Origin of the sequence: Arthrobacter rhizosphaerae, from assembly GCF_023062595.1 — a bacterium.
Lineage (GTDB): Bacteria > Actinomycetota > Actinomycetes > Actinomycetales > Micrococcaceae > Arthrobacter > Arthrobacter rhizosphaerae.
In genome coordinates, this window is sequence record NZ_JALLAN010000002.1 from 471,373 (window position 1) to 485,557 (window position 14,185).

The 14,185-nt window shown below is 61.3% G+C and carries 12 protein-coding genes; 6 read left to right on the forward strand and 6 right to left on the reverse strand.

Going from position 1 to position 14,185, the window contains the following annotated elements:
• Positions 1 to 4 precede the first annotated feature (4 nt).
• The gene (locus tag MU551_RS04815) at positions 5 to 1,147 is read left to right on the forward strand and encodes a mandelate racemase/muconate lactonizing enzyme family protein (RefSeq protein ID WP_247041084.1); all 1,143 of its coding nucleotides are present in this window, start codon (positions 5 to 7) and stop codon (positions 1,145 to 1,147) included.
• A gap of 70 nt (positions 1,148 to 1,217) precedes the next feature.
• Positions 1,218 to 2,690, forward strand: a complete 1,473-nt coding sequence (locus tag MU551_RS04820) for an aldehyde dehydrogenase (NADP(+)) (protein WP_247041090.1) — start codon at positions 1,218 to 1,220, stop codon at positions 2,688 to 2,690.
• Here MU551_RS04820 and MU551_RS04825 read toward each other — a convergent pair.
• Entirely contained in the window at positions 2,659 to 2,850 is a 192-nt protein-coding gene (locus MU551_RS04825; RefSeq protein WP_247041092.1) for a hypothetical protein, read from the reverse strand. The two genes, MU551_RS04820 and MU551_RS04825, sit on opposite strands and share 32 nt — an antisense overlap.
• A 411-nt stretch (positions 2,851 to 3,261) precedes the next feature.
• Between MU551_RS04825 and MU551_RS04830 the strand changes: the two genes are divergently transcribed.
• Positions 3,262 to 3,561, forward strand: a complete 300-nt coding sequence (locus tag MU551_RS04830; protein WP_247041094.1) for a hypothetical protein — start codon at positions 3,262 to 3,264, stop codon at positions 3,559 to 3,561.
• Positions 3,562 to 3,606: 45 nt separating this feature from the next.
• On the opposite strand, the gene MU551_RS04835 is transcribed toward MU551_RS04830, so the two are convergent.
• From MU551_RS04835 to MU551_RS04850, 4 genes are all read right to left on the reverse strand, one after another.
• A complete protein-coding gene (locus MU551_RS04835; protein WP_247041135.1) occupies positions 3,607 to 4,614 on the reverse strand; it encodes a M24 family metallopeptidase in 1,008 nt (335 codons plus the stop codon).
• Positions 4,615 to 4,772: 158 nt separating this feature from the next.
• Positions 4,773 to 6,818: a DUF6807 family protein gene (locus MU551_RS04840; protein WP_247041095.1), complete on the reverse strand. Its 2,046-nt coding sequence runs from the start codon at positions 6,816 to 6,818 to the stop codon at positions 4,773 to 4,775.
• A gap of 115 nt (positions 6,819 to 6,933) precedes the next feature.
• Entirely contained in the window at positions 6,934 to 8,106 is a 1,173-nt protein-coding gene (locus MU551_RS04845) for a dienelactone hydrolase family protein (protein WP_247041096.1), read from the reverse strand.
• Positions 8,107 to 8,161: 55 nt separating this feature from the next.
• A complete protein-coding gene (locus MU551_RS04850; protein WP_247041097.1) occupies positions 8,162 to 9,424 on the reverse strand; it encodes an ABC transporter substrate-binding protein in 1,263 nt (420 codons plus the stop codon).
• A 315-nt stretch (positions 9,425 to 9,739) separates the two neighbouring features.
• On the opposite strand from MU551_RS04850, the gene MU551_RS04855 reads away from it, so the two are divergent.
• The 3 genes from MU551_RS04855 to MU551_RS04865 all read left to right on the forward strand — a co-directional run bounded on the left by MU551_RS04855 (position 9,740) and on the right by MU551_RS04865 (position 13,114).
• Positions 9,740 to 10,684, forward strand: coding sequence for a carbohydrate ABC transporter permease (locus tag MU551_RS04855; protein ID WP_247041098.1), 945 nt, complete (start codon positions 9,740 to 9,742; stop codon positions 10,682 to 10,684).
• The gene (locus tag MU551_RS04860; RefSeq protein ID WP_247041099.1) at positions 10,677 to 11,618 is read left to right on the forward strand and encodes a carbohydrate ABC transporter permease; all 942 of its coding nucleotides are present in this window, start codon (positions 10,677 to 10,679) and stop codon (positions 11,616 to 11,618) included. The genes MU551_RS04855 and MU551_RS04860 overlap by 8 nt, the downstream gene beginning before the upstream one ends.
• Positions 11,619 to 11,761: 143 nt before the next feature.
• Entirely contained in the window at positions 11,762 to 13,114 is a 1,353-nt protein-coding gene (locus MU551_RS04865; protein WP_247041101.1) for an ABC transporter substrate-binding protein, read from the forward strand.
• A gap of 183 nt (positions 13,115 to 13,297) precedes the next feature.
• On the opposite strand, the gene MU551_RS04870 is transcribed toward MU551_RS04865, so the two are convergent.
• The coding region (locus MU551_RS04870) for an HNH endonuclease signature motif containing protein (protein WP_247041103.1) at positions 13,298 to 14,185 on the reverse strand (888 nt) is incomplete at its 5' end.

A 14,185-nucleotide genomic window follows, 5' to 3' on the forward strand; every position in this document is an offset into this window, starting at 1 on the left:
GGCAATGACCAGCAGGATCACGGGGCTCTCCGCCCGGCTGCTGACTGTCCCGCTGCGGCGGAGCTGGGGTCCGGACGCTCCGGAAAACCATGTGATCGTTACGGAAATCAGGACGGACGACGGCGGGGTGGGGCAAGGCTTTTCGTGGACCCCCACCATCGGTCCAGAGGCGGTGAAGGCACTGCTTGAGTTCGATATCGCACCGTTCGTCACCGGGCTCGAGGCCAACCCGGAGCTTGTGTGGGACCAGTTGTGGAGGAGGCTGCATGAAGCCGGCAGCGGAGGCCTGACCACCATTGCGATGGCTGGCGTGGACCTGGCCCTGTGGGACCTGCAGGCCCGGCGCGCGGGGTCTTCGGTGACAGGACTGCTCGGCCGGCGTCAGGAGTCAGTGGAGGTGTATGGCTCCGGAGTTAACCTGCACTACACCCTGGACGAACTGGTGGGGCAGGTCCAGCGCTGGGTGGCGGCAGGCCACAAGGCTGTGAAGATCAAAGTGGGGAAGGCTGATATCCGGGAAGACGCGGAGCGCGTGGCCGCAGTGCGTTCTGTACTGGGGCCTGACCGGAAACTCATGATTGACGCCAATCAGCGATGGGATCTTCCCACAACGTTCAGGGCTCTGGATGTGCTGGCAGGCTACGGGCTGGAATGGCTGGAAGAACCCATTCGGGCGGACGATCTCTGGGCCTACCGCAGGCTGCGGAAGCACTCACCCGTTCCCATCGCACTGGGAGAAAACCTCCACACTATCTACCGCTTCCGTGACTTCATCGAAGCGGAGGCGGTGGATATCATCCAGCCCAACATCGTGCGGGTTGGCGGAATCACGCCCTTCCGTCGGATCGTTGAATTGGCCCGAACCAACAGCATCAAGCTGATGCCTCACTTGCTTCCTGAGTTGTCCGGGCAGCTGGCGCTCACCATGGCCGAACCCACCCTCGTCGAGGACGTGGAGGACGCCTCCTTTGAACAACTCGGCGTGCTGGACGGACCGTCGCCCATCCGCATCACCAACAGCCTCCTCACCGTCACAGACCAGCCCGGGCTCGGCCTCAGCTTCATGGAAAAGCCCGCGTTCATGGAAAAGCCCGCGTTCACGGAACGCCCCGCGTTCGGGGAACAGCCCTCGTTGCTTTTGCCCTGAACCGGCAGGCCCTTCGTTCCACCGCTCATTTGCCGGCACCGCACTATCAATCGCAGAACAGGATCAAACAGTGACAACAGCAACTCTTGACCTTACGGAACTGACCGGGGCGGCCACTCGGGCCGCCAAAGAGTCCGCTAAAGCGAGCGATGCACAGCGCGCGTCCTGGCTGACCGCCGTCGCCGATGCCCTCGATGCGAACGCGGCTGAACTGGTTTCCGTTGCAAACGAGGAGACCAACCTGGGCCAAACAAGGCTCACGGGAGAAGTGGCGCGCACTTCGGGCCAGCTGCGTTTGTTCGCCACGGTGATCACGGAGGGTTCTTACCTCGAAGCCGTCATTGACCACTCCGATCCCACAGCCACTCCGCCCCGTCCCGATCTTCGGCGGATGTTGCAACCCATCGGCCCGGTGGCGGTGTTCTCGGCGTCGAACTTCCCGTTCGCTTTCTCCGTGGCGGGCGGCGATACGGCCTCCGCCTTGGCGGTAGGCAGCTCTGTGATCGTCAAGGCCCACTCCGGCCACCTCAAGTTGTCGTTGCGGACGGCGGAAATCGTGACGGAGGCTTTGAAGGCGGCGGGCGCGCCCGAGGGCCTCTTTGCGCTTGTCAGCGGACGCGAAGTGGGTACTGCGCTGGTTCAAGACCCGGCGATTAAGGCCGTGGGCTTCACTGGCTCCATCCCGGGCGGCCGAGCCCTGTTCGACCTCGCCACGTCGAGGCCGGACCCCATCCCGTTCTACGGAGAACTGGGAAGCCTGAACCCCGTTGTCATCACCGCCCAAGCCCTTGAAGCCCGGTCCCGGCAACTGGCCACCGGACTTGCCGCCTCCTTCACCATGGGCGCCGGGCAGTTCTGCACCAAGCCCGGACTCGTGTTCATTCCGGCTGGTACAGATTTCGGTTCCGATCTTGCTCAGGCCGTTGCCGGCACACCGGCTTCCCCCATGCTCACGGAACGCATCGCCGCTGCCTACCCTGAAGGCCTCCGCAGCGTTGCGAAACTTCCCAAGGTCTCCGTCCTCAGCGGCTCTGTGGAGCAGAATGCCGAGGTCGACGGGGCAGCGCCGGTAGTCTTCTCGACGACGGCTGCGAACGCTATGGATCACCCGGCTGAATTGCTCGAAGAATGCTTCGGACCCACCACCATGCTGATCGAGTACAGCAGCGACGAGGAGCTCGCCGCGGTTCTGGCCAAGGTGCCCGGCAGCCTGACGGCCACTCTTCATGCCCAGCCGGGGGAGGACGTTGCCGGACTCGTGGATCAGTTGTCCACCCTTGCAGGCAGGGTGCTTTTCGCAGGTTGGCCCACCGGCGTCGCGGTCAACTGGGCCCAGCAGCACGGCGGTCCGTACCCCGCAACCACATCGCTTTTCACATCGGTGGGGGCGACGGCGGTACGCCGCTTCCAGCGGCCAGTGGCCTACCAGGATGCTCCTGAGGCCCTGCTCCACCCGGCGTTGCGGGAGGACAACCCTCTGAATATTCCGCGGCGCGTGGATGGCAAGCTGGTTATTTCTGGTTCGCGCGGATCCAGGGATTGATGGTTTCTCCAAGCCAGCCCGGCGATTGGCCTAGCCGGAAGTCAGGGCTGGGAAGTTTCCCTCGGTTCATCCAGACCCGGATCAGCCCGATGTCCTGCCCGGTGGCTGCTGCTATCTCTGCGTAGCCCAACAGCGGGACCTCGGGATTGTCTTCCGGCATGTTCGCAGTCTACGCGCAGCAGGCTAGAAGCGTCTGTGGCGAACGTACGCCGGTCAGTACATAACTACAGGATCCGAGTCGTCATCGGCGTCCACCCAGGCGGCAAAATCTGAATAGGACATGAAGGAGTAGTAATCACAGAAGCGCTGTGTCGCCTTTTCAGGCTTGCTCATGCTCCTTACCGATTCCTTCTACCTGGTGTGGTTTTTACACCAATATTGTAATGCCGCGTAACAGGTCCATTGATGACAAATAACAAGGTTGTTATGCGTTCGAGACCTCCTTTCGGCACCCGAGACCTGGCCGCAACTGCAGTCCCGGCCCGACACAGAAAAATCATGTGGCGGAAATGAGGCAGCAACGTCGGTACGCGATGCTGATGGAACCTAGTGATGCGGCTTCAGGGGAGGAATGACTATGGCAGGGCAGGGGAAAGTGCGTATCCGGGACTGCGCCGAGCTCTCAGCAGGTGATGACATCGAGGCGTGGCATAAAGGCAGGTTGTTCCATCGTGGCCGGGTGACGAGAGTCCTTCCGTCCACCGGGCTTTTCTGGATGGAAGACCCCACATCGGGAGCGCGGCGCCTGCTGGATGTGGAGGCGCTGGACGTAGTACTGGCTGATCCGCCCAAGGCCCAGGCCGCACCCGGCCCGCAGCGCGTGGAGCAGCCAAACGTGGATCCGAACCATGTCTGGTTCTCGTCAGCGTAGGGCGGCGGGTTATGCCTCTCCGCTTCAGTCAGCAGTTGCTGGATCTTACAACTGCAGGATCAGGGGCCTTTTCAGCCCATTGACTGACATTGCGGGCCAACGCGGATCAACACTGAGGACGGCGATCCCGGCTTCGGTCAACTGCACCGTGTCCTCAATCTTGACGCCCGGCCCGGAGGGATTCCAGGTAAACGTCTGATTCAGGACCACTTCGTCAACTGTCACTGCGGTGGCTCGAGGATCGCGCCCTGCGTAGCCGGCCACGCCTCCTTGGTGATGCAGTGTCCATTGGTCGGGTCCAAAGCCATGCCGTGCGTATGCTCTTGTGATCTCCCGAAAGATAGTGTTCAGCCTGGTACCGGGCACTGTCGCATCAAAGATGTCAGCTTCAACAGCCATCAGGCGGGACTCGGCGTCGAGCTCGGCGGGAATGCCGTTGTCGAACCTGATCCAACGGGTCACGTTGGCAACAAGGCCGTTCCGGCGGGCGCACACCACCGCCATCGCCCTCCGGCCCAGACGGCTATGGGTGGGAAGAGGGTGCCGGAACGCGCTGCGGCTGGACCCGTTACAGAGAAGCACCAGTGGTTCTGCACCCATGGCCACAATGCGGCTGGCCAGCTGGGCGGCGATTTCGAATTCGGTTGTCGTGGGAGTGGCACGTGAAAGGACATCAGTCAGGGCTATAGCCGTGTCCGCATTGAGCCGGGCGTAGCGGGCACTTTCGGCCGGAAGGAAGGCCTGACGGGCACCCCGCAACTGTGCTGCAACCTCAGACTCGGGCATGGGATTGCTGTCTGCCAATTCACGCGCGACGGCTTCGAGGGAGCCGTGCCAGGGAGCAGCGTGGACAGATACTCCGCGTGGCACTTCCTCGGCGGCCATTCGCTCGGCCTCGTTGTTGAATGTCACCAGGTGATCGCCGTCGCGCGTCACGAGCAACGCTGCGATCGGGGCTCCGGCAAGGCTGATATGCATGCGGCTGCCGTCCAGGTACCAGCAAAGCGAGGTGTTGCTCGTCAGCAACAGTGAGTCAGTCTCTGCGGTGTCCATGATGTCCAGCACGCGGCGTCTTTTAACCGCACGGTCTGCCGCGTTCCCCGGTGCAGCTGCATTGGTCTCTGCCGACGTCGCCGGTGCTGACGTTTCCACGGCCGAGGCATTCGGGAAAGCGGAGGTGTTCGGGTCGGTGGAGTCAGTGATTGCCTTGCTCACGAGTTGTCCCCCAGGGAGTCGATGAGATGTTGGATTTCGGAGGTGTCCAGGCGGCCATCGGCTACGAGCACCGTGACGCTCCGTTCGACCGGGTCCTCGGAAGTTGCGATCACAGGTTCTTGCCAGGCCAGGGCCTGCCCGACGCCGGGATAACCAGAGACCCTGACGAACCAGGGGTCCGTGGAGCCCCGGGCCGCGACGAAGACGAGAGTCGAGGCATTGCCGCCAACATCGGCAGTCCAGGCCAGCCATGGTGAGACGCTGCCGTGCACTTTTGCCTCACCTGAGCCGCTGGCCGTGCGTACCTCGACGTTTTCGCCGGCAGGCAAGCGCCAGAAAAACCCGCCATAACCGCCCTCCGGGCGCCCGTTTGACCCGGGACTCCCCAGGCTGACAGGCCGGTCTCCTGCAGGAGAGAGCGCGAAGCTAAGGCTCAAAAGCCACGTTTGAGGGTCGACGGCGGACCAGTTCCATTCGCGTCGTTCGTGGAGGACAGCTTGACCGTCGGGTGCCAGCCACTCAAGGCTCTCAGTCAGTGAACCATCCGCCTGTTCCGCAGAGGTGATGACGATCCGACCATGATCGGGCCGCCACACATACTCGCCTGCCTCCCGCGTATAGGTCCGCCCGCCCCAGAAATTAATACCGTCTACATCCTGGATTGCCACGCCTGCACCGAGGTGCCACACGTGGTCCTCCGGAAGATGATCTGTGACTACCGTCCCCGAGAGGGTGGTCACCGGGTGAAGGTAGGGACGCGGCGACGAGGTGGGCATTACGAGGCTGCCATCGTTTTCGACAGCGAGGGTGGTCCCGTCCAGCATGAGCTTTACGCCGGCCACTTCAGCTGGGCGGGCCCAGGAGGCGCCGAGCTCGCTGAAAGTCGACTGCGAAAGGACGGCGCGTCGGATCAGTGCCCGGATGTTGTGGAGCACCGGATGGGCGGCATCGCCGTCGCCCTCCCACGTGACATGCTCGCCGGCTACGGGCAAGGGCGGCTCTGCTGTGCGGATGGCCTCCAGAACGGTCATAAACGCTCCGGTTCCCTTTAACGGGCTCAGCAAGGGAGTTCCGGTCCGGCGTGCTTCAAGCAGGTTCTCCAGCAGGTCCGTTCGTGTGAAAGCCTCGGTGCGCTCGCCGTCGGGAGTGGTGATTGCCAAACGATCCTCGGTGTAAAAGAGCTCGGCCTTGCCCCTTGTCCCGAAGACGGTGACAGCAGGAGCCTTTTGCTCGTCGGCGCACAACGTCAATGCACAGAGCAGGACCGTTCCCGCAACGGTGCGGACCCGGATTGCAGAGGTGTCATCACTATCAGTGTCGTGGGCGTGGTAAAGGTCTGTCTCAACAGAAACGACGTCGGCTACCGTCCGAGCGGCGGCGATGCTCAGGGCTGTAGCAACAGCGTGAGCGAGGGCATTGGTGGCTACCCCGTCCACAACGTCGGTCCCGCCAATGCTCCGCTTACCGGCCCAGCGGGAGCGCTTGAAGTAGGCAAGGTTCCGCACCCAGGTTCCCTCTGCGCCCACGCCCCGAATCTGCCCGATCTCTCCCGATGAAATCAGGTGCTGTACTGCAGGGAGAGCATGGGAACCCAGGCTCTGGAATCCCACCTGTACCAGCCTGCCGGCTTGTTCAGCTGCTGCCAGGACGGCATCGAATTGGGCCATCGAGGCCACAGGAGGCTTCTCCATGTACACGTCGGCGCCGGCGGCAATCGCTGTGAGGGCGAGTGGGGCATGGGTCTGGATCGGTGTCGCGAGGATAACCACATCCGGAACCGGGCCGGTGCTGAGCAATTCGTCCAACGAGCTGTAAACACCCACATCCCGGCCCAGAGTTCCTGCCGCGGGGGGATTCGGATCCGCCACTGCGACGAGCTCCACCAAGCCTTCGGCCTGAAGGCGTTGCAGGTTATCCAGATGGTGCAGCCCGTAACCGTGAGCGCCTACTAAGGCGATTCGGGCGGAGGATACTTTCCGGGGACGGGCAGGTTCCGAGAGGTCAGTTTCCGGAACGCTCTTCCCCGTTGTCGTTTCAGTCATGGCCTGGTCCTTGGTGTTGAATCTGAAGCATTCTCTGCCTGTAACAGTAGCTCAGAAAACGGTTTCTCATACGGCAGCTTTCGTCCCTTGATTGAATTGCAGAGCCCGAGCCCGGCTATCGCTTGGCAGCGGACGCACTGTTCAGGTTGTCCTGCAGGAATTGAATTGCTTCCTCCTGCATCGGCGCCGTGAACACGTGCCCGCCCGGCCAAAAGCTTCCTTTGTAGTTGCCGGCCATATCCAGCGTGAGCAGCTGTGCGTGGGCCTGGCGCATTCCTTCCTCCGGAAACAACTCGTCGGCCAAGGCGTACTGAACCAGCAAGCTGTCGGCCGAGGAACGGGCAGCCAGCTCAGGCCAGTCGCCGAGGCGCCGAAGACCCGGCGTCTGCAGGAGCCAGGAGTGGGCATCAAGGTAGGCAGGAACCAGCGAATCGAAGGTAGTCATCATGCAGGTGACGACGTAACTCCGGAGCTTTGGACTCAAGGCGGCAAGGGTGAGAGAGCGCCCTCCGCCGCCTGAGAAACCGATGCACCCCAGTCGGTCCTCCGCCACGCCGGGAAGTCCCGCCAGAATCTCCAGCGCTGCCAGGTCGTCGTGGGCCACCATGCCTGCGAAGCTCGTCCCAAATAGCCCGGCAGCCTTCGCCACAGTATCTTCATGGATGGCTGCCGCTGCGTTGTACACGTCCGCTTCGGAAGGCACGACGCCGGCCTCCCGCCATTGAGCGAACCTCGCCTCCAGAGCCTCCTCGGTCCGCCACGGCGGTGTGGCCAGGTCGAACCGTCGGCTGCCCCAGGCGAAGGTGTCATGGGCGAGCACCGCGAAGCCGTTTCTGGCCAGTTCTGTTGCCAGGCCCCGACCGTCGTAGTGGGCCACCCGGGACGCTTCTGCCCATTCATGATCACCGGGAAGCTCCACCAGTCGTTCCGCACCGACGAACTTGTTGCCGCCGTGGCAGTGCAACGCCAGGATCCCGGGCAGCGGCTCACTGACTCCGCTGGGGCGCACGAACCAGCCACGGGTTCTGGGCCCAAAGCCCAACTGCCAGCTGAGCTGGGAGGTGATGACGCCGTCGTACTCCTCTTCCCAATCCGTCACCGGAACCGGAACTCCTGCACACTCCGGAACGCCGAGTGCCCCGGCGAGTTCTTGGGCAGTCGCGGAGTGGGCACGGTGCAGCCCCGTTCCATGGACGATTCCCCTGACGTATTCCGGCCAGTCGTCATAACCGGGAATTGCGCTGGGTCTGGTGCTGGCCCGGGGGTGGCGGGATTGCTGCTCTGACAAGAAACGACTCCGAAATGGTGAAGGGGCGGCCGCAAAACAGGACTGCAGTCACGGATTAGCCGAGATTCTGGTTCACCTCTGAGATCAGGGCCTTTGCGGCGTCGCGCGGGCTGATCTTGCCGAACAGCACGTCGGTGTTGTGGCGGTTCAACACTTCCATGGTGGAGGAGGATCCAGCAGGGAAGGGCAAAGGAGCTGCAAGGTTCATCTCCGCAACCCGGTCCAGGTAGCCTGCTTCCTTTTTCTGCCCTTCCTTCAGCAGTGGTTCAATAGCTGCTTTAGTGTCCGTGTTGGCGGGCATTCCACGGTCGGTTTTAATGAGCTTGCCGGCGTTGGGGCTGTTGACCAGGAAGTTCAGGAATTTGGCCGTTTCCTTGGGGTGCTTCGACTTTGCGGAGATGGCATATTCCATGGAAGACCGCAGCCAGGTTCCGCCCTTTGCGGACTCCCCGGGCAGCTTGAGCATCTCAAGCGGGGCATCCGAGTAGGAGATCATTTGGTTGCTCCAGGAGAGCTTCATGCCCTGCTTGCCCTGCCCGAGAAGCGTCTGCTCCGGCTGTGAAGATGCATCCTCAACAGTCTGCGAAGCGCTGGGTGCTCCGCCGGTTTCCATGAGCTTCTTGTTCAGCTCGAACCACTTGGTGGCAGTATCTTCACTGATGGCGAGCTTTTTGCCGTCGTCGGCGTACAGCTTTTCACCGTGCTGGCGCGCCCAGACGGCGAGGAAAGAATCGTTGGCCATGGAGGTGGTGCCAAAGGTGCCGTGCGGGGAGTTCTTGGAAATCTTCTCTGCGATGCTCACGTAGTCGTCCCAGGTCCACGTTTCGTCGTCGGGAAGCTCGACGCCGGCCGCCTTGAAGACGTTGGGGTCGATGACCATGGACATGGCGTTGACGCCTGCAGTGACCGTGTACTGCTTGCCTTCTATCTGCCCCAGTTCGAGGGTTCCCTCGGCAAACCTGGACGTATCGATCTCATCCTGAACTTTTGCGAGGTCCAGGAGAACGCCGCGGGTGGCGTATTCACTGGGGTACGAGCCGCTCATCGTGAAGATGTCCGGGGTAGTGCCGCCCGCGATCTGCGTGGCCATCTTGTCCCAGTAAGAGCTGAATTCCGTCGTCTCGGCGTCAACCTTGATGGTGGGGTTTGCTGCCTCAAAGGCCTTGATGACTTCCTGGGTTGTCTTAGCCCGGGCGTCGTTGCCCCACCAGGAATAGCGGATGGTCACAGGCTTCTCCACTGTCCCTTCCTCGCTGGTCGATGAGCCGGCGCCGCAACCGGTGAGCAGGAGTGCGGAGGCGGCCCCCGCCGCGACCATGCACAGGAAAGTTCTCGCGAGACCAAACGTCAATGTCTTACCTCTCGTTTGTGGTTTTCCCGTTCATGGCTCTACAGTGATCCAGACCACAGAAAACGCTTTCTCGAAAGCTAGCAAAAGGCTATACAGGAGTCAAGAAAGCGTTTACTTTGGTACGGGAACGCTTCGGCCGGTTCAGGAAGTCCCGACTGACTTCCCCCACGGTGACCAGGGCCGCGATGACAAAGGAGACAAGATGGCCGTGACAACACATGGCATGCAGGGGACCACACTGTTGGGCCTGACCTGCTCCACAACAACGGCGCAGGGAGCGCAATGAGCGCCATCAGTGAGCTTTCCTCACTGACCCGGCGCAAGGGGCCGATTACTGCCGCTGAAAGGAAAGCAAATGGGCGGGACAACAAGGCAGCCTACATATTCCTGCTCCCGTGGCTGCTAGGACTGCTGGCCATCACCATCGGGCCGATGCTCATGTCCCTCTACCTTTCCTTTACCGACTACAACCTGCTGCAGCCCCCTGAATGGACCGGCCTGGATAACTTCACCAGGATGCTCAGTGACTCCCGCCTTCATAATTCACTCGGGGTCACCTTCACGTATGTCCTGGTGGGCGTCCCCCTTCAGCTGGCAGTCGCCCTCCTGATTGCTTTGGTGCTCGACAAAGGGCTTCGAGGCTTGCCGTTTTACCGGTCGGTGTTCTATCTTCCGTCCCTCCTTGGAGGTTCGGTGGCGGTTGCCATCCTGTGGAAGCAGATTTTCGGCACCACGGGTTTGGTCAATCAGGCGCTCGCGATTTTCGGTATCGAGGGACCAGGTTGGATTTCCGATCCCAGCACCGCCCTTGGTTCCATCATTCTGCTTCATGTGTGGACCTTCGGCGCCCCTATGATTATCTTCCTCGCCGGCCTCCGGCAGATTCCCAATATGTACTACGAGGCCGCCGAAGTGGACGGGGCCAGAACCCTGCAAAAATTCTGGCGCATCACCATGCCGATGCTCAGCCCCATTATCTTCTTCAACCTCGTGCTGCAGATCATCGGTTCGTTCCAGTCCTTTACGCAGGCGTTCATCGTCTCCGGCGGGAATGGCGGTCCATCCGACTCCACGATGTTCTTCACGCTGTACCTCTATCAGAAGGGCTTTGGCCAGTTCGACATGGGCTACGCCTCAGCCATGGCCTGGTTCCTGCTGATAATCATCGGCGCTTTTACTGCCATCAACTTCATCGCTGCTAAGTATTGGGTGTTCTACGATGACTAAAATTCAGACGCTTCCTGCGGCGGACAGCAAGTCCGTTGACACCATCACCAAGCCAACCCCTCCACGCCGGCCGCGGGAATCCAGGGGCAGCCTGGCGTTCAGCCGGCGAGCCCGCACCAAAGGACTGGTTAAGCACGCGATTCTGATTCTGGCCGGCGGCCTCATGATCTATCCGCTGCTGTGGATGGTGGTTTCCTCGCTGCGGCCGAACGACCTGATCTTCCGGGAGCCAGGATTGTGGCTCAACAGTTTGGAAATGGGCAACTATACCGATGGCTGGTCAGCCCTGACCCACCCCTTCGGCCACTACATGATCAACTCGGCAATAGTGGTGATCGGCTCCATCCTGGGCAACCTGATCTCCTGTTCGATGGCCGCCTACGCGTTTGCGCGGCTTCAGTTCAACGGCAAGAAGCTGTTCTTCGGCATCATGCTGCTGACTATCATGCTGCCCTTCCACGTGGTGATCGTGCCGCAGTACATCCTGTTCTCGCAGATCGGCTGGGTGAACACCTTCTGGCCGCTGATTGTGCCGAAGTTGCTGGCCACGGACGCCTTCTTTGTTTTCCTGATGGTGCAGTTCATCCGCGGCATTCCGAAGGAACTGGACGAGGCTGCAAGGATCGACGGCGCCGGGCATCCCCGCATCTTCCTGCGGGTCATCTTGCCGCTCATGGTGCCTGCCCTGGCCACCACCACCATTTTTACCTTCATCTGGACGTGGAATGACTTCTTCGGCGCCTTGATCTACCTGACGGATCCGGACATGTTTACCGTGCCTGTCGCTTTGCGCGCTTTCGTTGATTCGCAGTCCAGCACAAGCTGGGGATCCCTCTTTGCGATGTCGATTGTCTCGCTGCTGCCCGTCTTCCTGGTGTTCCTTTTCGGCCAGCGTTTCCTCATCAAGGGAATCGCCACCACCGGGATCAAGTAGCCCCGGCTTCTCAGCCGCAGTATCAGCTGCAGTGCGCGGGGACCAAGATCCACACTTGTAATACAAGTTCCCCGCTTGTACTATCAGCTAGAAAGCGTTTTCTCATCTTATTCATTCCAGGTCAAAGAAGATCGGAGTTTCACGTGCCGGTATTTCCCTTTCGTCCCTCTCTTCAGGCAGCAATAACAACTCCTGCCAAACCCCGCCGCCGGCTTAAGCGGCTAGGCGCAACCGCCGCAGCTGCCGCCGTCGTGCTTGCCCTCACTGCCTGTGGCGGTGGAGGATCCCCGCAAAGTGCTGGCGGAACAGTGGAGCTGCGCTTTTCCTGGTGGGGAAGCGACAAGCGGGCCCAGGTCACTCAGGCAGCTATTGACGCTTTTGAGGCTCAGAATCCGGGTATCAAGATCAAGGCCGAGTACGGCGACTGGAGCGGATACTGGGACAAGTTGGCCACTCAGGTTGCAGCCAATGATGCCCCGGACATCATCCAGATGGACGAAAAGTACATCACCGAATATTCCAGTCGGGGAGCCCTGCTGGACCTTTCGAAGTACGACGTCGACACCAGCAAGTTTGACGAAGCTGCCCTGAACGCCGGCAAGGGTGAAGACGGCCTGACCGGGATCGCGGCAGGCATTAATGCTGCGACGATCCTTGCCAATCCGGAGGTTTTCAAAGCCGCAGGAGTTGAACTTCCGGACGACACCAAGTGGACCTGGGAGGACTTCGAGCGGATCGCAGCTGAGGTGACTGCGAAATCGCCTAAGGGTACTTACGGGGCTGCGGCCTACGGGACCGACGAGGCTTCCTTGGGTGTCTGGTTGCGGCAGAATGGCAAGTCCCTTTACACCTCGGACGGAAAGTTGGGCTTTGAGCCCAGTGACATCGCCGATTGGTGGGCCTTCCTCAAGCAGATGAGTGAAAAGAAGGCCGTGCCATCAGCGGCAGAAGTCGTCGAAGCCGAAGCGGCACCCTTGGACCAGAGTGGCCTGGCAACAGGCAAGAACGGACTCGCCTTCTGGTGGTCCAACCAGTTGCCGGCATTGGAAAAGGCTGCCGGAGGTGAACTGAAGGTCTTGCGTTTCCCGTCAAAGACAGGTTCAGCGTCCGACGCCCAGCTCTGGTACAAGGCCTCCCAGTTCTGGTCTGCTTCATCCCGGACAAAGCACCCGGAGGAAGTGGCCAAGTTCATCAACTTCCTGGCTAACGATGTGAAAGCCGGCGAGGCCCTGCTTGCCGACCGGGGTGTTTACCCCAACTCCGAGGTCCGCGAAGCCATTGCCCCCAAGCTGACTCCCGCTGACGTCAAGGTGGTGGAGTTCATCGATCAGATCAAGGGTGAGCTCGGTGAAGCACCGGCGCCGCCGCCAAAGGGAGCCGGAGCCATCCAGGAAATCGTCAAACGCTACACCTCAGAGGTGCTTTTCGAACGGCTGTCCACCGATGAAGCCGGAAAGAAAGCCGTCGACGAGATGGCAGCAGCTATCAGCGGTTAGCCAAACCGTACGGCGCCGCTTCAGGTGCCGCACGTTGGTGATGGCGAATAGTAGCTTCGCAAGAATGCCCCAACCGGATTATTGAGGGATCCGTTTGGGGCATTCTTGTGTCCTGGCTGCCCCCGTCTAATCCATTTCCGCCCTCTAATCGGCTTCCGCGCGTGTTTGCTTGGCTTCCGGTGGTTATTGGTGGAAGTAGTGGTTTTGTCTGGGTTGTTGGGTGGGGTCGATGTGTGGTGGGGGGATGAACCAGGGGGTGCCGTGGGGCATGTGGATGGTCCATTGTTCTTTGTGGATGAGGTGGTGGTGGTGGCTGCAGAGGAGGGTGCCGTTTTCTGTGCTGGTGGGTCCGTGGTGTGACCAGTAGGTGGTGTGGTGGGCTTCGCACCAGGGGGCGGGGATGGTGCAGCCGGGGAAGGTGCAGCCTTGGTCGCGGGCGGTGATGGCTTTGCGGATGTGGGGTGGGAAGATCCGGGTGGTGCGGCCGATGTCCAGGATGCGGCCTTCGCTGCCGAGGATGATGGGGATGATGTCGGCGTCGCAGGCGATTTTGCGGATGGTGGAGGCGGTGACGGGCCCGGTGAACGCGAACGTACCCGTGCCTGAACCTGTGCCGGAACCGGAACGGGGGCATGACGGGCTGCCTGCGCGCGTGTCAGCGGTGCCTGGCCCGGTCTCGGTGGGGTTGAGGCGGGTGAGGAGGTCTTGGTAGTCGATGGTGACCATGACCTGGGGTCGGAGGCCTCCGGTGGTGGGGAGGTCGGTGGTGGTGAGGGCTGTTTTGCAGGCTCCGATGAGGCCGTCGAGGAGTTGCTGGGGACGGGTCCGTCGGTCCAGGGATGCGGGTTCTCGGGCTGATTTGTCCGCTGCCAGGTCTGTGGCTGCTGCTCGCGCCGGGGCCTCTGCTGTCCCTGATGCTGATGCCTGTGGTGTCCCTGGTTCTGCCGGTGGTGTGTGGAGGCGGGGGTTGGTGGCGGTGTTCATGGCGGTGAGGAGGTTTTCGAATTGGTCGGTGGTGGCGAAGATTTCGAGGTGGTGGAGTCCGCGGCGGGTGTGGCGGATGAAGGCTCC